Source organism: Nonomuraea salmonea (assembly GCF_042428605.1).
GTDB classification, from domain to species: domain Bacteria; phylum Actinomycetota; class Actinomycetes; order Streptosporangiales; family Streptosporangiaceae; genus Nonomuraea; species Nonomuraea salmonea.
In genome coordinates this window covers 63,346-82,908 of sequence record NZ_JBHMCF010000002.1, presented here as the reverse complement: position 1 = coordinate 82,908, position 19,563 = coordinate 63,346, and the positions used below count along the sequence as shown (strand labels likewise).

Below are 19,563 nucleotides of genomic sequence, written 5' to 3'. Positions count from 1 at the left end.
GTACTCACTCATTAGCCTCCTTCGCATGAGTAAGAGGCGACGGGTGCCGGCCATGGCCCCGGAAGACCGGAGGGCCGCGCTCATCGCCGCCACGCTCCCGCTGCTGCGCGAACACGGCACCGCGGTGAGCACCAGGAAGATCGCCGAAGCCGCGGGCGTGGCCGAGGGCACGATCTTCGGCGTCTTCCCCGACAAGGCGTCACTCGTACGGGCGACGCTCATGCACGCGTTCGACCCGCGACCGGCCGTCGAACGCATCCAGGCCGTCGGCACCGAGACCGACCTGCGCACCCGGCTGAGCCAGGTGGTCAAGCTGGTGCGCGACGGCATGAAGACCAACGAGCGGCTCCACGCCGGCGTCGGTGAAGTGGCGATGCGCGACAAGGAGTTCGCCCAGCACCTGCTCAGCAGCCGCCGCCACATCGCCGACGCGGTGGCCGCCCTCATGGCGCCCGACCGCGACCGGCTGCGCCGTTCCCCCAAGGCCGCGGCGCACCTGCTGCTCATGCTGATCGCGGTCAGCACCCAGGCCAAGTTCGGCCCCGCCGGCGACGAGTTCAGCGACATGGACGACGACGGGATCGTCTCCGTGCTGCTTGACGGGCTGCTCGTACGGCCTTCCCCCACTCCATTCACAGAAAGCACCAGTTGATGCTGTTCCGTCTCCTGCGCGTCCAGCTCAGGCCGTACGGGAAAGAGATCACGCTCGTCGTCCTCTTCCAGTTCGTCCAGACACTGGCCACGCTCTACCTCCCCACGCTCAACGCCGACATCATCGACGACGGGGTCGTCAAGGGCGACACCGGCACGATCATGCGCATCGGGCTGCTGATGCTGGGTGTGACGCTCATCCAGATCGTCTGCTCGATCGTGGCCGTCTACTACGGCGCCTACATCTCCATGGCCCTCGGCAGGGACCTGCGGGCCGCCGTCTTCCACCGCACCCAGGCCTTCTCCGTCCAGGAGGTCAACAGGTTCGGCCCGCCCTCGCTGATCACCCGCACCACCAACGACGTGCAGCAGGTCCAGCTGCTGGTGCTGATGACGTTCACGATGATGGTGGCCGCGCCCATCATGTGCGTCGGCGGCATCGTGCTGGCGCTGCGCCAGGACACCGCGCTGTCGTCGCTGCTGCTCGTGGTGCTGCCGCTGATGATCGTCATCGTGGGCACGATCGTCGTGCTGATGCGGCCGCTGTTCCGTACGATGCAGGAGCGCATCGACCGGATCAACCAGGTGCTGCGCGAGCAGATCACCGGCATCCGCGTGATCAGGGCCTTCGTCCGCGACACGCACGAGCGCGAGCGCTTCGGCGTGGCCAACGACCGGCTCACCGACGTCTCGCTCAAGGTCGGGCGGCTGATGGCGCTGATGTTCCCCTCGGTCATGCTGGTCGTGAACGTCTCCAGCGTCGCCGTCATCTGGTTCGGCGGCCACCGCATCGCCGACGGCACCATGCAGGTGGGCGCGCTGACCGCGGTCATCTCCTATCTCATGCAGATCCTCATGTCGGTGATGATGGCGATGTTCATGTTCATGATGATCCCGCGCGCCGAGGTGTGCGCCGAGCGCATCAAGGAGGTGCTCGACACCGAGCCGACCGTCCACCCGCCGGCGAACCCCGTCACCCCCGGCCGCAACGACGGCGAGCTGGAGCTTCGCTCGGTCGGCTTCCGCTACCCGGGCGCCGAGGAGCCGGTGCTGTCCGGCCTCACCTTCACCGCCAGGCCGGGACGTACGACCGCGATCATCGGCAGTACGGGCAGCGGCAAGACGACGTTGCTCAACCTGGTGCCGCGGCTGTTCGACGCCACCGAGGGCGAGGTGCTGGTCGACGGCGTCGACGTCCGCGACCTCGACCCCGCCGCGCTGTCCCGCGCGGTCGGCCTGGTCCCGCAGGCGCCCTACCTCTTCACCGGCACCGTGGCCTCCAACCTCAGGTACGGCCGCCCCGACGCCACCGACGAGGAGCTGTGGCGCGCGCTGGAGATCGCGCAGGCCCGCGAGTTCGTCGAGGCGATGCCAGGACAGCTCGAAGAGCCCATCGCCCAGGGCGGCACCAACGTCTCAGGAGGCCAGCGCCAGCGCCTGGCCATCGCCAGGGCCCTGGTGCACCGGCCGGAGATCTACCTCTTCGACGACTCGTTCTCGGCCCTCGACTACGCCACCGACGCCCGGCTGCGGGCCGCGCTGGCCGAGGAGATCACCGACGCGACCATCGTCATCGTGGCCCAGCGGGTCAACACGATCCGCGACGCCGACCTCATCCTCGTCCTCGACGACGGCCGCCTGGTCGGCAGCGGCACCCACGCCGACCTCATGACGAGCTGCCCGACGTACAGGGAGATCGTCCTGTCCCAGCTCACCGAACAGGAGGCCGCAGCATGACGGCCCAGGCGCCCGCGCGCCGACCCCAGCCCGGCTTCGGGCCCGGCCGCATGATGGGCGGGCCCGCGGAGAAGGCGCTCGACTTCCGCGGCACGCTGCGCAGCCTCATGCGGCTGCTGCGGCCCGAGCGTGCGCTGCTGATCGTCATCCTCGCGCTCGGCGCCACCAGCGTCGCGCTCACCGTGATCGGCCCCAAGATCCTCGGCTACGCCACCGACCTGATCTTCTCCGGCGTCATCGGAGCCCAGCTCCCGGCGGGCGCCACCAAGGAGCAGGCGGTCGCCGGGCTGCGCGCCCAGGGCCAGGACACCTTCGCCGACATGGTCTCCTCGATGCACGTCGTGCCGGGCCAGGGCATCGACTTCACCGGGCTCGCCCAGGTGCTCGCCTGGGTGCTGGCCGTCTACCTGCTGGCGGCGGCGCTCGGCATCGTGCAGTTCCGCATGACCACGACCGTCGTGCAGCGGGCCGCCGCCCGGCTGCGCGAGCGCATCGAAACCAAGCTGGGGCGGCTCCCGCTCAGCTACTTCGACTCCCAGCCGCGCGGCGAGATCCTCAGCCGCGCCACCAACGACACCGACAACATCGCCCAGAGCCTGCAGCAGACGATGAGCCAGCTCATCACCTCGCTGCTGACGGTCGTGGCGGTGCTGGTCATGATGTTCGTGATCTCGCCGGTCCTCGCGCTGATCGCGCTCGTCACGGTGCCGGTGACGGTCTGGGTCACCGCGCTCATCGGCAAGCGGTCGCAGCCGCAGTTCATCGCGCAGTGGTCCTCGACCGGCAAGCTCAACGGCCACATCGAGGAGATGTACGGCGGCCACACGCTGGTCAAGGTGTTCGGCCGGCAGAAGGAGGCCGAGGACACCTTCACCGAGCACAACCAGGCCCTGTTCGGCTCCAGCTTCCGCGCCCAGTTCATCTCCGGCGTGATCCAGCCGGCCATGATGTTCATCGGCAACCTCAACTACGTGCTGGTCGCCGTGGTGGGCGGGCTCAAGGTGGCGTCGGGCTCGATCTCGCTGGGCGACGTGCAGGCGTTCATCCAATACTCCCGGCAGTTCAGCCAGCCGCTCACCCAGGTGGCCGGCATGGCGAACCTCGTCCAGTCGGGCGTCGCCTCCGCCGAGCGGGTCTTCGAGCTGCTGGAGGCTCCCGAGCAGTCGGCCGAGCCCGCCAAGCCCGCGCGGCCCGACCAGGTCAGGGGCCGGGTGGCGTTCGAGAACGTGTCGTTCTCCTACAACCCCGACCGCCCGCTGATCGAGAACCTGTCGCTGACCGTCGAACCCGGCCAGACCGTGGCCATCGTCGGCCCCACAGGAGCGGGCAAGACGACTCTGGTCAACCTCATCATGCGCTTCTACGAGGTGACCGGCGGCCGCATCACGCTCGACGGGGTGGACATCTCCGAGATGTCCCGCGAGGAGCTGCGCTCCAACATCGGCATGGTGCTGCAGGACACCTGGCTGTTCGGCGGCACGATCGCCGAGAACATCGGCTACGGCGCCGAGAACGCCACCCGCGAACGCATCGAGGCCGCCGCCGAGGCCGCCCACGTCGACCGCATCGCCCACACCCTGCCCGACGGCTACGACACCGTCATCGACGACGAGGGCGCCGCGGTCAGCGCCGGCGAGAAGCAGCTCATCACCATCGCCAGGGCGTTCCTGGCCGAGCCGGCCATCCTCATCCTGGATGAGGCCACCAGCTCGGTCGACACACGCACCGAGGTGCTCATCCAGCGCGCGATGAGCTCGCTGCGCGAGGGGCGTACCAGCTTCGTCATCGCCCACCGCCTGTCCACGATCCGCGACGCCAGCCTGATCCTCGTCATGGAGAACGGCCAGATCGTGGAGCAGGGCACCCACGAGTCCTTGGTGGCGGCCGGCGGCGCCTACGCCCGCCTCCACGAGGCCCAGTTCGCCCAGGCCGTGGCGGAGGTCGAATAACGCGACAGGGGAGGGGCCGCGCGTCCCCTCCCCTTACGTCGTCCCGCGCAGCTCGAAGCCTCCGTGTCGATCCGTGTCGATCAGGGTCGATCAGGGTCGCTCAGGTGAGGGCCTGGTCGAGAGGGATGAAGGTGGCGCCGTGGGAGACGGCGCGGGCGCCCAAGATGTGGCCGGCGCACATTCTGGTCTCCGTGCCTGCGGGGTCGATGACCTTCCAGGTCACCGGGGCGCCGCACGGTTCGCCTGGTCTTGGGGTGGGTCTGCTTCGGCCGCAGACCCGGCAGGTCGAGACGCCTGCCATGGAGGTCAGGGTGTTGCCGTGGTCCGGGCAGACGGCCCAGGTCATCGCGCAGGGCTCCACCTGGGTGCGGGCCAGGTCCGTCGCCGCTTGACGCAGGTCGTCGCCGGCGCGGGTCAGCCAGTCGGCGGCCTGGCGGGCCCCCACCAACGGGTCTGGGGCGCCCGGCCGCACGTCGGCGGGGGTGTCGCAGGCGGCCCGGACCTCGGCGGCGAGCGTCTCGGCCCGGCTCGCGAGGGCCCGCAGCTGCGCGGGGGTGACGGTCATGCGCGCCTCCACGGAAAGACCGGTGTGGTGGTGATCCCGACCCTACGTCCTGGCGGTCAGGCGGGCGTGAGCTCGATGTCGCCCGAGTCGCTGGAGAGCTCGATCGTCCGCTGGGCGGCCGGGTCGTGGGCGGTCTTGACGTTCGCGTCGCCGGAGTCCGTCGTGGTCTTCACCTTGTACGGCCCCTCCGGCACCCGCACGGCCGTGTCGCCCGAGTCGGTGAAGGTCGTGAGCACCTGCGGCGGCCCGGCGAAGGCCAGCCGCAGGTCGCCCGAGTCGGTTCTTGTGACGACCCGCCCGGCCGTCAGCCCGTCGCCCTTGATCGAGCCGGAGTCGCTGGTCACCTCCACGTCGCCGGCCAGGCCCCTCAGCGTCGTGTCGCCCGAGTCGGAGGCCAGCTGGACGCGGGTCGCCTTGGGCACCTCGACCCGGTAGGCGACGTCACAGTTGACGCCGATCGAGCCGAAGCCCCAGGTGGTGGGGCAGGTGAACGACAGCTCCAGCGTGTCGCCGCGCACCTGGTGCTCGGTGGTCGGCTTGCTCTTGCGCCAGCTCAGCAGCTCGGTCACGCGGATGCCGGGGCGGTCGGACCCGATCACCTCGATCGTTCCCGCGTCGGTCGTGACGCGCAGCGCCGCCACCTGCTCGGTCACGTCGTACGCGGCCGAGTCCTCGTTCAGTGCCCCCGCCGCGCCGCAGGCCGTCGTCAACGCCGCCATCCCGGCGAGACCCGCGATCAGCGCCGCTCTCCTCGTCCTCATGAGGCACCATTCTCCGCGAACGCCCACGTACCCGGCCTCGGGGTGATCCCTGGATTCGCCCCTGAGACCCGGCCCGGGGGCATCAGGACAGCTGGCATTGGGCCGACGGCATCCACGGGTTGGCCGGGGGCTCGGCGGTCGCGTTCGCGTAGTCGGGGTACTTCCACCGGCACACCGACGCCGGGTCCACCGCCGACTCCGAGCCGTTGCACCGCGTGTAGCCCCAGCCCGCGTTGTACGACCCCCTGAAGCCCTTGGCCTTGCAGTACGCGTTGACGTCCGACCACGTGATCGTGGCCGTGCTGGGCTCGGGGGCGGGGGCGCTGGTCGTGCGCCTGGCGGCCGGCGACCTGGTCGGTTTGGGGGTGGGCTTGGGCGTACGGGTCGCGGGCCTGCGGGTGGCGGCCGTCGCGGATGGGGTGGGGGTGCGCTCGGCGGGGGTGGGCGGCGCGGTGGACGTGGGCAGGCGGCGCGACGCGGTGGGTGTCGCCGTCTTCGGGCGGGAAGTGGCGCTGGCCAGGTCCTTCGCCTTCCGCGGGGGCGGCTCCGTGGATGTCGGCGTGGGCTCCGGCGTCCTCTCGGTGAGCGTCGGGACGGGGGTGCGGGCCGCCGCCTCAGGCTGGGAGACGGCGGGCGACAGAGTGTGCCAGCCGATCCCGGCCGCCGCGATCAGCGCCACCGCTCCGACCGGCACCGCCACCTTGAGCACCCGCACCCGGCCTCCACCCCGAACGGGCCCCGTTCCGAGCGCCGTCTCCCCGCGCGGCGCGGTGTCGCCGGACCGCCCGCCGGGCAGGGTGCCCGGCACGGAGGCGGTGGCGGGGAAGCCGTGGGGTGGGGTCAGCGGGCCATTCGGAGGCGAGGTGGCCGGGAAGCCATGAGGCGGGGTCAGCGGGCCGCCGGGGGTCGTGGCCGGTGGAGCGGCGAGGGTCGGTGGCGTGGTGGGGGCCGGTGGAGCGGCGGGGGTCGGTGGCGTGGTGGGGGCCGGTGGCGTGGCGGGGGTGGGGGACGTGGTGGGGCTGGGGCGGTCCGTCACTCCCGTCGAAGCTCTCAAGCGTTCGACCACCTGCGCCGACGTAGGCCGGCGGGCCGGGTCCTTGGACAGGCAGTCGCGCAGCAGCCACCGCAGCCGCTCGTCCACCGGCGTCAGGTCGGGCTCGCTCGACAGCACCGCGTGCAGCGTCGCGGGGATCCCCTCACCGGGGAAGGCGCGCCGGCCGGTGGCCGCGTAGTACATGGTGGCGGCCCAGGCGAACAGGTCGGCGGGCGCCCCCACGTCCCCGTTGCTGATCTGCTCGGGCGCCATGTACGCCGGGCTCCCGAACGGCTGGCTGGAGATCACCGACTGGCTCTGGTCGAGCGCCTTGGCGATGCCGAAGTCGATGACGACGGGACCGTCGGGCCCGAGCAGCACGTTGGCCGGCTTGAAGTCGCGGTGCACGACCCCGGCGGCGTGGATGGCGGCCAGCGCCGTCGCGGTGTTGATCGCCAGCCGGTGCAGCGCCGCCGCGCCGCGCGGCCCGTCGTCGCGTACGGAACTCTGCAACGAGGGCCCGGGGACGTGCTCGCTGACGATGTACGGCCGCGTCCAGGCGAACCCGGAGTCGAGCAGCTGCGCCGTGCAGAACGGCGCCACCCGCTTGGCCGTCTCCACCTCGCGCAGGAACCGCTCGCGGGCGAGCCCGTCGGCGACCAGGTGCGGATGCAGCAGTTTGATCGCGACGAGCGGCCCGTCGTGGGCCCGACCGGCGTACACGACGCCCTGACCGCCGCTGCCGAGCCGCCTCTCGATCCGGTACGGCCCGACCGTCGCGGGGTCGTCGGGGAACAGGTTGCCGTCGGTGTTCAGGGCGTCTTCTCCGTGATCGGGATCGTCGCGGGACCCCCGGCGGGTGCCTGCGGCTGGTCGGGCGCCGGGATCGGCGCGCCGGGCGGGAGCCTGGCGACCAGCCCCTCGGCGGCGGAGGTGAGCAGCAGCATGAAGTAGTCCTCGCTGGTGTGGTGGGGGATGCCGGCCTTGGCCTGCCGCAGCAGCGCCGAGCCGGTGATCGCGGTGAGCGCGTGCTCGACCACCTCAGACCCGGCGACGGCGGCCTGCTCCTGCTCGGCCACGCTGACGCCGAGCGCGATGGTGGCGATGCCGGAGGCGATCACCGTGGCGGCGGCGGGGTCGTAGCCGCGCTCGCCGAGGGCGCGCAGCTCCTGCTCCATGAGCCTGATGCCGGACTGCCCGCGCGGGAACAGGCGCAGCATGTAGCCGGCGGTGCCGGGATGGTCGTGGGTGAAGCGGCGCAGCTGGAGGGCGAAGCCCACCAGGTGGGGGACGAGCGGCTGCGCGGGGTCGTCGGTCAGCCGCAGCTCGCCGAGTATGGCCTCGCCGACCAGTGTCTCCAGGGCCGACCTGCTGGGCACATGGCGGTAGATCGCGGCCGTGGTGACGCCGAGCGCGTCGGCGACGCGCTGCATGGTCAGCTCGTTGAGCCCGATCCGCTTGCCGGCCGCGATGACGTCGGCGACGGTGAAGCTGGCCGGGCGGCCACCCGTCCGCACCGGATCACCCCCCGAAGTTATGGACCATAAGTTAGAGGAATGATCATTCGGGCGCAAGCGGTTCAGGGCGCCGCCCCGAATGGTGGAACGCTCCCGAGTCCGGCGCCCGTCAATGGCGTCCTGCGGCGCTCGCACGTCTTGAGGAACCGTTGAGTCCGCGCCGCCGGTCACGGGCCGACGTGACGAGTTCGCCTATGTGCGAGGCCGAACCGTGTCCTTTGAATTGCTCTTCAACACCGCCGTTTCAGCGCCATTGAAGCCTGGATCGCGCACGCTGCCGGGCCTGGACCGGAATCGGGAGGTGGGCGGAGTGAAGGGGGATGACCAGGGCAAGCGCCGAGGTGGCGGGCGGCCGGAGCCACGCCACGCCCCTAAGATGCACTTCCTGCTGAAGAGCGTTACAGTACCTGCAACGTAAACGTATTTGGAGCACCCTAATGGCGAAGCGCATTGTTGAATCCTTTATCGATGACATCGACGGCAGTGACGCCGAGGGCACGACGAGGTTCGCGCTCGACGGCACGAGCTACGAGATCGACCTCTCCGGGTCCAACAGAGAGAAGCTGGAGAAGGCGCTGGCGCCGTTTATCACCAAAGCCCGCGCCGTCCGCGCCGACAGGGGCACCCGCGGCCGCCGCGGCGGTTCTTCGCGCGCGGTGAGCCGCGAGAAGGCCACCGAGATCCGCAAGTGGGCCAAGGCGCAGGGTCTGCCGGTGAGCGAGCGGGGCCGCATCGCCTCCTCCGTCGTCGAGCAGTACGAAGCCGCCCACTAGAGCACCACCTGACGGACCGGCGGGGAGCGGGTTTCCGGCCGGTCCGGCAGCGCAGGTGGGCTGATCCCTCGTGGCGGAGGCGTCCGCTTCGCCGCCTTCCGCAAGAAAGCCCTTCGACCTGGGCAAAAACCGGGGCAGGATCAGCTCAGGCAGGCTACGGCGCGTCCTGCCCCGGGTAGGTCACCGCGGGCCGGGCCCGCCACCGCCGAGCGAGCCCAGAGCGTGTTCGCTCGACGGGGGAGTGACCTGCGGTGAAAGTCGTCGTCGACCTGACGCGCTGCCAGGGATACGGGCAGTGCGCGTTCCTCGCGCCCGACGTCTTCACCATCCGCGACGAGGCGCTCCTGTACGACCTCGACCCGGCCGACGAGCGGCGCGAGCAGGTGCTGCGGGCCGCGGCGGCCTGCCCGGTGCAGGCCATCCACCTCGACGCGGCCGAGAGCCCGTACGTCCCCCGCCAGAGCGCCCCGCAGAAGGGCCACGGCAAGCGCATCGTCATCGTGGGTGCCTCGCTGGCCGGGGCGCGGGCGGCGGGCGTGCTGCGGCGCGAGGGCTTCGCGGGCGAGCTGACCGTGATCGGCGCGGAACGCGACGCCCCCTACGACCGGCCGCCGCTGTCGAAGCAGGTGCTGACCGGCCAGATCCCGCCCGACCACACCTTGCTGCCGAGCGTGCGCGAGGTGGAGGCCGAGTGGCTGTGGGGCACGGAGGCGACCGGCCTCGACATCGCGGCCAAGCGGGTACGCCTGGCCGACGGCCGCGAGCTGCCGTTCGACCGGGTCCTGCTGGCCACAGGCACCCGCGCCCGTCCCTGGCCCGATGAGACGGAGGCGGCGCTGCTGGGGGTCCACACCCTGCGCACCCAGCAGGACGCCGCCCGCCTGCGCGAGGCGCTGGCCGCCCGCCCGAACCGGGTGCTGATCCTCGGCGCCGGGTTCACCGGCAGCGAGATCGCCTCGGTCTGCCGCGAGCTGGACCTGCCGGTGACGGTCGTCGAACGCGGCCCCGCCCCGCTGGTCAACGCGCTGGGCCGGGTGATCGGCGACGTGGCGGCGCAGCTGCACCGCGACCACGGCGTGGACCTGCGCTGCGACACGACCGTCACGGCCCTGGAGGACGACGGGACCGGCCGGCTGCGCGGCGCCCGGCTCTCCGACGGCAGCACCGTGGAGGCCGAGGTGGCGGTCGTCGCGCTCGGCTCGATCCGCAACGTCGAGTGGCTGCGTGACTCCGGCCTGGCGGCCGGCGTGTGGGGCGTGACCTGCGACGCGGGCTGTCGCGCCGTGGACACCAACGGCCTGGTCATGGACGACGTCTTCGTGGCCGGCGACATCGCGCGCTTCCCGCACCCGCTCTACCAGTACCAGTTCATGACGCTGGAGCACTGGGGCAACGCGGTCGCCCAGGCCGAGATCGCCGCCCACAACATGGTCAGCGACCAGGCGCACCGCTGGCCGCACCTGGCGGTGCCGGTGTTCTGGTCGAGCCAGTTCGGCGTCAACATCAAGTCCGTCGGCGTGCCCACGTTCGCCGACCAGCTCGTCGTCACGCAGGGCTCGGCGGCCGAGCGGCGCTTCGCCGCCGTGTACGGCTACCAGGGCCGCGTCACCGCCGCCGTCACCTTCGACCAGGGGATCTGGCTGGAGTTCTACCAGCGGCTGATCGAGCGGGCCGCGCCGTTCCCGCCGGACTTCCGGCACGTGGACCGGCGGGAGGAGGCGGGGCCCGTGCCGGCGGGGGTGCCCGACCGGGTGGTGGCCACGGCGGGCGCGACCATCGTGGTGACCGGCCACGACCCGGCGGAGCGCCGCGCCACGCTGCTGCATCCACCCCAGGGAGCGTCATGAGCGTCTTCGACCGCATCCTCGACCCGGCGAACAGGGCCGACCCCTATCCGCTCTTCGACGAGCTGCGCAGGACTCCGGTGGCGCGCCAGGAGGACGGCACGTACGTGGTGAGCACGTACCGGGAGATCGTCGAGCTGCTGCACGACCCGCGGGTCAGCTCCGACCGCCGCAACCTGCGCGTGCCCGGCGAGTCGCCGGACCCCGCGCCGTCGTTCATCGGGCTGGACCCGCCCGAGCACGACCGGCTGCGGGCCCTGACCATGCGTCACTTCGGGCCGCCGCATTCGCCGCGGCTCATCGACGGGCTGCGGCCCGCCATGCTGGAGGTGACGACCCGGCTGATCGACGGCCTGGCGGACCGGCGGCAGGCGGACCTCGTGGACGAGGTGGCCTACCCGCTGCCGGTGGCGATGATCTGCCGGATCCTGGGCGTGCCGGAGGCGGACGAGCCGCGCTTCCACGCCTGGGCCGACCGGATCGTCGACACGCTGGGCCCAGGCGAGCACGACAGGGCCGAACGGGAGCGCGCGCGGCAGGCGGTCGCGGACCAGCTGCGGGGCTACCTCGGGGAGCTGGTCGAGCGGCGGCGCGCGCAACCGGAGGACGACCTGCTGTCCGGGCTGATCACCCAAGGCGGCATGGAGCAGCGCGAGGTGGTCGCCACCGCGGTGCTGCTGCTGATCGCCGGGCACGAGACGACGATCAACCTCATCGCCAACGGCATGCTGACGTTCCTGCGCGACCCGGCCCTGCTCGACCGCCTGCGCGCCGACCCGGGGCTGATCGTGCCCGCGGTGGAGGAACTGCTGCGGTACGAGCCGCCGGTGCAGCTCATCTCGTCGCGGGTGGCGCTGGAGGACGTCGAAGTGGCCGGCGTCACCATCCCGGCCGGGTCACCGATCGTGCTCGCGCTGGCGGCGGGCAGCCGCGACCCCGCCCACGTGTCCGATCCAGGAACCTTCGACCCCTGCCGGCCGGGCAACGAGCACCTGGGCTTCGGCGGCGGCGTGCACTACTGCTTCGGTGCGCCGCTGGCCAGGCTGGAGGCGCAGATCGTGCTGACCGAGCTGATCCGCAGGCTGCGCGCGCCCCGGCTGGCCGCCGACCCGCCGCCGTACCGGCCGAGCCCGATCCTGCGCGGCCCCCGCCACCTGTTCGTCGACTACGACGGGGTCGAGCCCGTGAGCAGCTGATCGGGCACCACCTTGGGCAGGCCGCCGAGCCCCGCGACCACGTCAGCGGCCCCGTCTCCGGCCACCGCGACCACCGTACGGCTCAAACGCCGCATGACCGGCAGTTCAGGCGGCACGTGAACCGCCGGTGCGGCGTGGCGCTGCCGGTGCGACGGAGGCGTTCGCCAGCATGGGGGGAGTCACAGGAAGTGAGGGGGACGGATGCGGGCGATCGCGGCGATGGTGGTGACGGTCGCGCTCACCGCCGCCCCTGCGTCGGCGGGCGAGGACGACGGCAACGACGACAGCGACGACAAGACGCCCAAGTGGCGCAAGCTCACGTCCTTCTTCGTCTCGCCCGAGTCACCTCACCAGAACGACGTCATCCGCGTCCTCCTGCATTGCCCGGACGCCGCGAACCACGCGATCGTCGGCTCCACCGCCTTCCCCCTGAAGGGCTCGTGGCGCACCTTCCGCGAGGTGGGCGTGGGCCTGACCGGGCGGAACTTCGGCCGGCGCGGCGTCATCATCTCCCGCTACGCGCCGCCCGGCCACCACGACGTGTCCATGAAGTGCGTCAAGGTGCGCATCGACAAGAAGACGAAGATCAGGAAGGTCAAGGTGATCAGCCGCGCGTCCGCGTCGCTGTTCGTCCGTCCCTTCCGTATCCGTCAGTATTTCTGAGCCTGCTCGGCCAGCCACTGCTCGAACGTGGTCGGCGCGATGCGCACGCGCTCGCCCGGCAGCATCACGTCGCCGGCCATCGACGCGTCGAAGACCCCGTGCCACGTCGGCACCAGCTTCACCTCGCGCCCCCGCGCCTGGTGCGTGCGCCTGGCCATGTCCACGAGGTCCTGCGGGTCGGGGCCCGCGACGTCGGCGTAGCGGCCCTGCGGCTCGCCGAGCGCGACCTCGGCCAGTACGGCCGCTATGTCGGACGGCGCGATCGGCTGGACGAGCAGCGGCGCGAGGGTGGCGACGCCGTCCTGCTCGGTCCAGCTCGCGACCATCTCGGCGAAGTCGTGGAACTGCGTGGCAGGCACGATCGTCCACGGCACGGGACCGGCCTCCACCAGCCGCTCCTGCTCCCGCTTGCCCGCGTAGTGCGCGTTGCCCGGCACGCGGTGCACGCCCACGATCGACAGCAGCACGTGGTGCCGCACGCCGGCGCGCTGCTCGGCGGCCAGCAGGTTGGCCGTGGTGGTGCCGAAGAGCTCGACGGTCTCCTCCCTGCTGACCGGCGGGGCGCTGATGGCGTCGACGACCGCGTCCACGCCGGTCAGCGCCTGGTCGAGGCCCTCGCCCGTCACCAGGTCCACGCCCAGCGACCGGCTGACGCGGACGACCTCGTGCCCGTCGCCCTCCAGGAAGGCGACCGTACGGGAGCCGATGTTGCCGGTGGCCCCGGCGACTGCGATGCGCATGATGACTTTCCTCTCCTCGTGCTACGGCGTCACCATATCTCGGACTAAATAGATCCTCAATCTCCCCGATATGATGGTCGGCGTGAAGCTGCCTGTGAGCACCGAATGGTTGTTGCACTGCGCGTCGACGCTGGCGCAACTCGATCCCGGAGCGACCGCGTCGGCCGCACAGCTCGCCGACTACTACGACCTTCCCGCTCCCTACCTGGCCAAGCAGCTTCAGGCGCTGGTCAGAGCCGGAGTGCTGGCCGCCACGACGGGGCCGAGGGGAGGGTTCAGGCTCGGGCGGCCGCCGGGGGAGATCACGCTGCTGCAGATCGTGGAGGCGGTCGATGGGGCGGCGTCGCCGTACGAGTGCCGCGAGATCCGCATGCGGGGGCGCGGCGCGCTCCCGGAGGAGGACTGCCAGGAGACGTGCGTGCTCGCGGCCACGATGTACGAGGCCCACGAGGCGTGGCGGCGCAGCCTGGCGGGGGTCACGCTGGCCGACATCCTCGCCGGTCTCCCCGAGGCCATCCCGGCGCGCACCCGGTCGATCATCGCGGGAACGCCGAGGGCGCCCCGCTGACGTCGGTCAGCGGGGCGCCCCGTCGTGCGGGAGCCCGCCCGGTCGCCACGACCGCCGGGCGGGCCCGGTATCAGCCCGCGTCAGTCCGCGAGCTCGATGGCGGCCCCCGGGCACACGGCGGCCGCCTCGCGCACCACGGCGTGCTGGTCGGGGCCGGGCGAGTCGTCCAGCAGGATCACGATGCCGTCGTCCTCACGCTGGTCGAACACCTCGGGCGCGAGCAGCACGCACTGCCCCGCGCCACAGCACTTGTCCTCGTCGACGATGACCTTCACGATGTCGTCTCCTTCTCGATTCAGGGGTTCACCAGCGGACGGGCAGCGTACGCAGGCCGCCGACCGCCAGCCCCTCCACCCGCTCCAGCTCCGTCACCGGCACCGCCAGCTCGAGCGAGGGCAGCCTGCGCAGCAGCACCTCCAGCACGACCTGCAACTCGGTGCGCGCCAGCGACTGCCCCAGGCACGAGTGCGCGCCGGAGCCGAAGGCGAGGTGCGGGTTGGGGCTGCGGGTCAGGTCCATCTCGCCGGCGTGCTCGAACGCGCTCTCGTCCCGGTTGGCCGCGGCCATGCTGCAGATCACCGTGGTGCCCTTGGGCAGCACCTCCCCGCCGACCTCGCTCTCGACGGGCAGGTAGCGGGGCAGGCCGAAGCCGGAGTTCGCGTCCATGCGCAGCGACTCCTCGACCGTCGTACGGATCAGCGCGGGCTCGTCCAGCAGCCGCTCCCACCTGCTCCGTTCGGCCAGCAGCATCGCGACCATCTTGCCGATCATGTTCGCGGTGGTCTCGTGCCCGGCCACCAGCAGCCCCATGCCGGTCACCAGGACCTGCAGGTCCGACAGCCCGCCCTGTTCGGGGCCGCCGGCCGCCAGCAGTTCACTGAGCAGGTCCTCGCCCGGCTGCGCGCGCCTGGCCTCGACGTGGTCGGACATGTACTGGAAGAACTCCGCCTGCGCGGCGTCGATCTCCTCCTTGGTGTAGCGGGTCAGGTTGAGGAACGTGTCCGACCAGTACGAGAACCGGTCGCGGTCCTCGGCGGGCACCCCGAGCATGTCGCAGATCACGTACACCGGCAGCGGGAAGCCGAGCGACGCCTTGAGGTCGGCGGGCGCGCCGCGCTTGACCATGTCGTCGATGAGGTCGTCGGCGATCTGCGCCATCGCGGGCCGCAGCGCCGCCATCCGCTTGGCGGTGAACCACCGGCCGACCAGCCGCCGCCAGTGCTGGTGGCCCTCGCCGCCGTCGGGGATGATCTGGGCGACGTCGCTGTTGAACACCCCGCCGCCGTCCGCCGACAGTCGCGCCGCGTCGGGGGCGGTGAGCCGGCGGGTGAAGCGCGGGTCGGCGAGCACCGCCTTGACGTCCTCGTAGCGGGTGATGAGCCGCGCGCCGTCGCCGCTCGGCAGCTTCACGTGCGCCACCGGGCACTCGCCGCGCAGCCGCGCCCACTCCGCGGGCGGGTCCAGCGCCGCGTCGTTGGGGATCGGGTAGTTCAGGACCTGCTCATTGACGCTCATGCGGCCTCTTCTCGTGAACGGATCGGCTTCTATACCGGGGTGAGGTGCTGCTGGCGGAGCACGCGGGCCTGCTTGGCCATGTTCCAGCCGAGCACGCCGGTGACCCGGCCCTCCTCGCGGTAGACGGCGGCGAAGCGGTGCTGCTCCGGGTCGCCGTCGGTGACGCTCGCCACGGCCTCCTGCGACGGCAGGCCGTGCGCCTGGATCTTGACGTCGTACTGGTCGGTCCAGAAGTAGGGGATGGGCGTGTACGGCCGGTCCGCGCCCAGCAGGTTGGCCGCCACGACCTGGGCCTGCTCGGTGGCGTTCGTCCGGTTCTCCAGGCGCAGCCTGCGGCCCATGACCTCGTGGTGGAAGGACGCCACGTCGCCGACCGCGTAGACGCCGTCGGCAGCCCGGCAGCGCGCGTCGCACTCCACCCCGTCGCCCAGCCGCAGCCCGCTGCCCGTCAGCCAGCCGGTCGCCGGGCGGGAGCCGATGGCCACCACGACGGCGTCGGCGTCCAGCGTCTCGCCGGTGGCCAGGCGCACGCCCCTGACCCTGCCCGCCGCGCCGGTCAGCGCCTCGACGGTGACGCCGAGCCGCAGCCGCACGCCGCGTTCCTCGTGCGTACGGGTGAGGTGCCCGGCGATGACGTCGCCGAGCTGGTCGGCCAGGATCGCCCGGCCCATGCCCACGAGCGTCACGTCGAGGCCCATGCTCCTGGCCGTCGCCGCGATCTCCGCGCCCAGCACGCCCTCGCCGGCGACCACCAGCCGCCTGGCCGCGGTCAGGCCGAGGCGCAGGGCGAGCGAGTCGTCCAGGCCGCGCAGCACGTGGACGCCCGCCAGGCCGTCCTGGCCCGGCAGCCGGCACGGGACCAGGCCCGTCGCGATGACGACGGCGTCGGCGCGCACCACGCGGCCGGACGCCGTGGTGACCGCCCGCTCCCGCGCGTCCAGTGCCGTGGCGGGCTCGCCGCGGACGAAGGCGGCGCCCAGCGCGTCGAGCTGCTCCTGCGTCCGCAGTTGCGCGCGGGCCGGCTCCCACGCCCCGGCCAGCACCTGCTTCGACAGCGGCGGCCGATCGTAGGGCAGGTGCGGCTCGGCGTCGAGCAGCGTCAGACGGCCGGTGTAGCCCTGGCGGCGCAGCGCCTCTGCGGTGCCCAGGCCCGCGGCGGAGGCGCCGACGATCAGGATGCTCTCTGGCGGTGTCACTCCGCCTTCCTCCCGTGCCCAGCTGCGTGTATGCGCATATGTCCTGGTCCTTTCCGGCATCTCGCCCTGAAGATTACCCTACACATGTAGGAAAACCTTCACCTGTAGTCAGAAGGTAGGGTGAAGCGCGTGGCGACCACAAGAGCAAGCAACACACCGTCGGGTGACCGGCGCGTCCGCCGCACCCAGACCGCCCTGGCCCGCGCCCTGCTGCGGCTCGTCGAAGAACGCGACCTGTCCCGCATCGCCGTCGCCGACGTCGCCGAGCTCGCCGGAGTCAGCCGCTCGACCTTCTACGACCACTACCGCGACGTGCACGAGCTGGCCGAGGCCGCCTGCACCGCGATGATCGACCGGCTCGTCGAATCCCTGCCCATGCCGGCCGTCGACGCGGAAGACCCGCTCGCCGAGGCCGCCGCGTCCCTGGAGGCGTTCTTCGCCAGCCTCGCCGAGCACGCGGGGCTCTACCGTGCGCTGCTCGGGCCCCAGGGCAGCGCCCGCGTCGCCGACCACATCCGCCGCCGCACCGCCGCCGCCATCCACGCCCGCCTCAGCGAGGAGCCCACCGCGCAGGACGACGACCCGCACGACGTGAGCGCCGCGTTCACCGCGGGAGCCCTCATCGGGGTCGCCTCCGACTGGCTGCACCGCGGCTGCCCCCGCACCCCGGCCGAGATGGCCGCCCTGACCTGGCCGCTGATCACCGCCGTTCACCCCCTCCCGCTCCGGCCCCGCTCTCGCAGCTGAGTGGTTGATCCACTTAGGATGCGGTTCATGCCGCTACACCTCCCTCCGCCCGACGACCGGCTGTCCGGACACACCGGCTACACCCGGGCCCACTGGGAGGCGATGGCCGACCACCTGCTGGCGTCGGTGGCGCCGTACGCGACGGAGGGCTTCTCGCAATACCGGCTGCCCGGCGAGCCCAGCATCTCCGGCACGGTCAGCGACGGGCTGGAGGGCTACGCCCGCACGTTCCTGCTGGCCGCCTTCAGGATCGCCGGCGCTCAAGGCGACGTGGCGCCGGAGCTGATCGAACGGTACGCGAGCGGCCTGATCGCCGGCACCGACCCCCGCCACCCCTTCGCCTGGCCGCCGCTGACCGACATGGCGCAGCCGCTGGTCGAGGCCGCCTCGATCGCGCTGGCGCTGCACGAGACCCGGCCGTGGATCTTCGACCGGCTCTCACCGGAGCAGCGGGAGCGGGTGGTGAGCTGGCTCGCCGGGTTCATCGGCAGGCGCACCCCGGACAACAACTGGGTGCTGTTCCAGGTGATCGTCGAGCAGTTCCTGGCCGAGGTTGGCGGCCCCTACGAGCCGGACGAGATCACCGGCGGCCTGGAGCGCATCGAGGAGTGGTACGCCGGCGACGGCTGGTACACCGACGGCAAGGGCAAGAACTTCGACTACTACTGCGGCTGGGCGCTGCACCTCTACCCGTCCCTGTGGGCGCGGATGGCCGGCGACACCGCCCGCGCCGAGCGCTACGCGGGCCGCCTGCGCCTTTTCCTTGAGCAGTACCAGCACTTCTTCGCCGCCGACGGCGCTCCCGTGCACCAGGGGCGGTCGCTGACGTACCGGTTCGCGACGGTCGCGCCGCTGTGGCTGGGCGCGCTGACCGGCGCCACGCCGCTGCCGCCGGGCCGCACCCGCCGCGTGGCGAGCGGCGTGCTGCGGCACTTCGCCGAGCGCGGCGTGCCCGACGAGCGCGGCCTGCTCACCCTCGGCTGGTACGACCCCTTCCGCCCGGTCGTGCAGCCCTACTCGGGCCCCGCGTCGCCCTACTGGGCCAGCAAGGCGTTCATCGGCCTGCTGCTGCCGCCCGAGCACCCGGTGTGGACCGACCCGGAGGAGCCGGCGCCGATCGACCTGGCCGACCAGAGCGTGGCCATGCCGGGGCCCGGCTGGCTGCTGCGCGCCACCCACAAGGACGGCGTCGTGCGCCTGCTCAACCACGGCAGCGACCGCGACCGCGTGCGGAGCGGGGACGGCGTCCCCGACCCCCACTACCTCCGCCTGGCCTACACCAGCCACACCGGGCCGGAGGCGAGCGGCGTGGACAACAACCTGGCCGTCATCGCGCCCGGCGGCGACACCTGCCTGCGGCGATCCATCGAACCCCTCGCCGTCTCGGACGGCTTCGCGGCCTCGGCCTACCAGGACGGCGACGTCCGCGTGGTGACGGCCGTCGTGGTCGCGGGGGCGTCTGAGATCAGGATCCACCAGGTGACCGCGCCCGCCGGGCACCACGTACGTGACGGCGGACACGCGCTGGCCGCCGAGACCCCGCCCGAGCTGCGGCAGGGCGACGGAGTGGCGTCGGCCAGGCGCGCGGACGGCCTGACCAGCGCCGTCCGCGCCCTGCACGGCTTCACCGGCACCGGCCTGGCCACGGCCGAGCACGCCAACGCCTTCGGCCGGCACTCCGCCACGCCGTACGCGGTCGCGACCGGCCACCCCGGCGGCACCGCCGTCTACGTCAGCCTCGTCCACCTGTCAGGCACCGGCGAGGAGCCGCCCACGCCGTCGGCCGAGGTGACGGACGGCGCGGTCGTCCTGGGCCTGAAGGACGAGACGGTCACCGTCCGCCTCGGCCCCGTCCCCGCCCGCACCCGGTGAGCCGTCACTTCTTCTTGAAGGTGTCCTTCACCTTCCTGCCCGCGTCCTTGATCTTCTCGCCGGCCTGCTTCAGGCCGCCCTCGGTCTGGTCGGCGCGCCCCTCGGCGCGCAGCTCCTCGTCGTCGGTGACGTCGCCGACGTTCTCCTTCGCCCGTCCCTTGAGCTCCTGAGCCTTGTTGCGGAACTTGTCGTCGGTGCCCATGTCCGTGCCTTCCTGCTCGATTTGCCGCAGGCCC

20 protein-coding genes are annotated in these 19,563 nt (G+C 72.1%); 10 read left to right on the top strand and 10 right to left on the bottom strand.

Going from position 1 to position 19,563, the window contains the following annotated elements; genetic code table 11:
- Nucleotides 1–25 precede the first annotated feature (25 nt).
- From ACFFR3_RS00395 to ACFFR3_RS00385, 3 genes are read left to right on the top strand one after another with little or no spacing between them, the layout of a single operon-like run.
- Complete coding sequence (locus ACFFR3_RS00395) at nt 26–652, top strand: TetR/AcrR family transcriptional regulator (RefSeq protein WP_345388283.1); 627 nt, start codon at nt 26–28, stop codon at nt 650–652.
- Nucleotides 652–2,388: an ABC transporter ATP-binding protein gene (locus ACFFR3_RS00390; protein ID WP_345388281.1), complete on the top strand. Its 1,737-nt coding sequence runs from the start codon at nt 652–654 to the stop codon at nt 2,386–2,388. Before ACFFR3_RS00395 ends, ACFFR3_RS00390 begins: the two co-directional genes overlap by 1 nt.
- A complete protein-coding gene (locus ACFFR3_RS00385) occupies nt 2,385–4,337 on the top strand; it encodes an ABC transporter ATP-binding protein (protein WP_345388278.1) in 1,953 nt (650 codons plus the stop codon). The genes ACFFR3_RS00390 and ACFFR3_RS00385 overlap by 4 nt, the downstream gene beginning before the upstream one ends.
- A gap of 100 nt (nt 4,338–4,437) precedes the next feature.
- Here ACFFR3_RS00385 and ACFFR3_RS00380 read toward each other — a convergent pair whose 3' ends face one another.
- From ACFFR3_RS00380 to ACFFR3_RS00365, 4 genes are all read right to left on the bottom strand, one after another.
- Nucleotides 4,438–4,902: a hypothetical protein gene (locus ACFFR3_RS00380; RefSeq protein WP_379482409.1), complete on the bottom strand. Its 465-nt coding sequence runs from the start codon at nt 4,900–4,902 to the stop codon at nt 4,438–4,440.
- 56 nt (nt 4,903–4,958) lie between these two features.
- Nucleotides 4,959–5,663, bottom strand: a complete 705-nt coding sequence (locus ACFFR3_RS00375; RefSeq protein ID WP_379482408.1) for a DUF4097 family beta strand repeat-containing protein — start codon at nt 5,661–5,663, stop codon at nt 4,959–4,961.
- 82 nt (nt 5,664–5,745) lie between these two features.
- Entirely contained in the window at nt 5,746–7,455 is a 1,710-nt protein-coding gene (locus tag ACFFR3_RS00370; RefSeq protein WP_379482459.1) for a serine/threonine-protein kinase, read from the bottom strand.
- Between the two features lie 53 nt (nt 7,456–7,508).
- The gene (locus tag ACFFR3_RS00365; protein WP_379482407.1) at nt 7,509–8,213 is read right to left on the bottom strand and encodes a TetR/AcrR family transcriptional regulator; all 705 of its coding nucleotides are present in this window, start codon (nt 8,211–8,213) and stop codon (nt 7,509–7,511) included.
- Between the two features lie 437 nt (nt 8,214–8,650).
- Here ACFFR3_RS00365 and ACFFR3_RS00360 point away from each other — a divergent pair, with 437 nt between their 5' ends.
- The 3 genes from ACFFR3_RS00360 to ACFFR3_RS00350 all read left to right on the top strand — a co-directional run bounded on the left by ACFFR3_RS00360 (nt 8,651) and on the right by ACFFR3_RS00350 (nt 12,026).
- A complete protein-coding gene (locus ACFFR3_RS00360; RefSeq protein ID WP_345388266.1) occupies nt 8,651–8,986 on the top strand; it encodes a histone-like nucleoid-structuring protein Lsr2 in 336 nt (111 codons plus the stop codon).
- 251 nt (nt 8,987–9,237) lie between these two features.
- Nucleotides 9,238–10,833: an FAD-dependent oxidoreductase gene (locus ACFFR3_RS00355; protein WP_345388264.1), complete on the top strand. Its 1,596-nt coding sequence runs from the start codon at nt 9,238–9,240 to the stop codon at nt 10,831–10,833.
- The gene (locus tag ACFFR3_RS00350) at nt 10,830–12,026 is read left to right on the top strand and encodes a cytochrome P450 (RefSeq protein WP_379482406.1); all 1,197 of its coding nucleotides are present in this window, start codon (nt 10,830–10,832) and stop codon (nt 12,024–12,026) included. The genes ACFFR3_RS00355 and ACFFR3_RS00350 overlap by 4 nt, the downstream gene beginning before the upstream one ends.
- On the opposite strand, the gene ACFFR3_RS00345 is transcribed toward ACFFR3_RS00350, so the two are convergent.
- Nucleotides 11,996–12,121, bottom strand: a complete 126-nt coding sequence (locus ACFFR3_RS00345; protein WP_345388260.1) for a hypothetical protein — start codon at nt 12,119–12,121, stop codon at nt 11,996–11,998. The genes ACFFR3_RS00350 and ACFFR3_RS00345 overlap by 31 nt on opposite strands.
- Before the next feature lie 106 nt (nt 12,122–12,227).
- Here ACFFR3_RS00345 and ACFFR3_RS00340 point away from each other — a divergent pair, with 106 nt between their 5' ends.
- Entirely contained in the window at nt 12,228–12,689 is a 462-nt protein-coding gene (locus ACFFR3_RS00340) for a hypothetical protein (RefSeq protein ID WP_345388258.1), read from the top strand.
- Here the strand turns inward: ACFFR3_RS00340 and ACFFR3_RS00335 are convergent.
- Nucleotides 12,677–13,429 (bottom strand): SDR family oxidoreductase, encoded by a 753-nt coding sequence (locus tag ACFFR3_RS00335; protein WP_364371115.1) that lies wholly within the window; start codon nt 13,427–13,429, stop codon nt 12,677–12,679. The two genes, ACFFR3_RS00340 and ACFFR3_RS00335, sit on opposite strands and share 13 nt — an antisense overlap.
- Nucleotides 13,430–13,511: 82 nt before the next feature.
- Between ACFFR3_RS00335 and ACFFR3_RS00330 the strand changes: the two genes are divergently transcribed.
- Nucleotides 13,512–13,997 carry an RrF2 family transcriptional regulator gene (locus ACFFR3_RS00330; protein ID WP_364371118.1) on the top strand — a complete coding sequence of 162 codons (486 nt, stop codon included), beginning with the start codon at nt 13,512–13,514 and terminating at the stop codon, nt 13,995–13,997.
- 80 nt (nt 13,998–14,077) lie between these two features.
- Here the strand turns inward: ACFFR3_RS00330 and ACFFR3_RS00325 are convergent, their stop codons facing one another.
- Genes ACFFR3_RS00325 through ACFFR3_RS00315 form a run of 3 tightly spaced genes read right to left on the bottom strand, consistent with a single transcriptional unit; the run spans nt 14,078 to nt 16,708 of the window.
- Nucleotides 14,078–14,272, bottom strand: coding sequence for a ferredoxin (locus ACFFR3_RS00325; RefSeq protein ID WP_345388252.1), 195 nt, complete (start codon nt 14,270–14,272; stop codon nt 14,078–14,080).
- A gap of 28 nt (nt 14,273–14,300) precedes the next feature.
- On the bottom strand, nt 14,301–15,512 hold the full coding sequence (locus tag ACFFR3_RS00320; RefSeq protein WP_379482405.1) for a cytochrome P450: 1,212 nt from the start codon (nt 15,510–15,512) through the stop codon (nt 14,301–14,303).
- A gap of 29 nt (nt 15,513–15,541) precedes the next feature.
- A complete protein-coding gene (locus ACFFR3_RS00315) occupies nt 15,542–16,708 on the bottom strand; it encodes an NAD(P)/FAD-dependent oxidoreductase (protein WP_345388250.1) in 1,167 nt (388 codons plus the stop codon).
- 129 nt (nt 16,709–16,837) lie between these two features.
- On the opposite strand from ACFFR3_RS00315, the gene ACFFR3_RS00310 reads away from it, so the two are divergent.
- Entirely contained in the window at nt 16,838–17,455 is a 618-nt protein-coding gene (locus ACFFR3_RS00310; protein WP_364371128.1) for a TetR/AcrR family transcriptional regulator, read from the top strand.
- Between the two features lie 27 nt (nt 17,456–17,482).
- Nucleotides 17,483–19,327, top strand: a complete 1,845-nt coding sequence (locus tag ACFFR3_RS00305; RefSeq protein WP_379482404.1) for a DUF2264 domain-containing protein — start codon at nt 17,483–17,485, stop codon at nt 19,325–19,327.
- A 4-nt stretch (nt 19,328–19,331) separates the two neighbouring features.
- On the opposite strand, the gene ACFFR3_RS00300 is transcribed toward ACFFR3_RS00305, so the two are convergent.
- Complete coding sequence (locus ACFFR3_RS00300; protein WP_364371134.1) at nt 19,332–19,529, bottom strand: CsbD family protein; 198 nt, start codon at nt 19,527–19,529, stop codon at nt 19,332–19,334.
- Nucleotides 19,530–19,563: the final 34 nt, after the last annotated feature.

Excerpts from the sequence above, each read along its gene's own strand:
- ACFFR3_RS00340 (WP_345388258.1), top strand. The coding sequence starts at position 12,228 with ATGCGGGCGATCGCGGCGATGGTGGTGACGGTCGCGCTCACCGCCGCC.
- ACFFR3_RS00305 (WP_379482404.1), top strand. The coding sequence starts at position 17,483 with ATGCCGCTACACCTCCCTCCGCCCGACGACCGGCTGTCCGGACACACC.
- ACFFR3_RS00350 (WP_379482406.1), top strand. The coding sequence starts at position 10,830 with ATGAGCGTCTTCGACCGCATCCTCGACCCGGCGAACAGGGCCGACCCC.
- ACFFR3_RS00360 (WP_345388266.1), top strand. The coding sequence starts at position 8,651 with ATGGCGAAGCGCATTGTTGAATCCTTTATCGATGACATCGACGGCAGT.
- ACFFR3_RS00375 (WP_379482408.1), bottom strand. The coding sequence starts at position 5,663 with ATGAGGACGAGGAGAGCGGCGCTGATCGCGGGTCTCGCCGGGATGGCG.
- ACFFR3_RS00335 (WP_364371115.1), bottom strand. The coding sequence starts at position 13,429 with ATGCGCATCGCAGTCGCCGGGGCCACCGGCAACATCGGCTCCCGTACG.
- ACFFR3_RS00345 (WP_345388260.1), bottom strand. The coding sequence starts at position 12,121 with ATGCGGCGTTTGAGCCGTACGGTGGTCGCGGTGGCCGGAGACGGGGCC.
- ACFFR3_RS00385 (WP_345388278.1), top strand. The coding sequence starts at position 2,385 with ATGACGGCCCAGGCGCCCGCGCGCCGACCCCAGCCCGGCTTCGGGCCC.
- ACFFR3_RS00300 (WP_364371134.1), bottom strand. The coding sequence starts at position 19,529 with ATGGGCACCGACGACAAGTTCCGCAACAAGGCTCAGGAGCTCAAGGGA.
- ACFFR3_RS00390 (WP_345388281.1), top strand. The coding sequence starts at position 652 with ATGCTGTTCCGTCTCCTGCGCGTCCAGCTCAGGCCGTACGGGAAAGAG.
- ACFFR3_RS00320 (WP_379482405.1), bottom strand. The coding sequence starts at position 15,512 with ATGAGCGTCAATGAGCAGGTCCTGAACTACCCGATCCCCAACGACGCG.
- ACFFR3_RS00395 (WP_345388283.1), top strand. The coding sequence starts at position 26 with ATGAGTAAGAGGCGACGGGTGCCGGCCATGGCCCCGGAAGACCGGAGG.
- ACFFR3_RS00380 (WP_379482409.1), bottom strand. The coding sequence starts at position 4,902 with ATGACCGTCACCCCCGCGCAGCTGCGGGCCCTCGCGAGCCGGGCCGAG.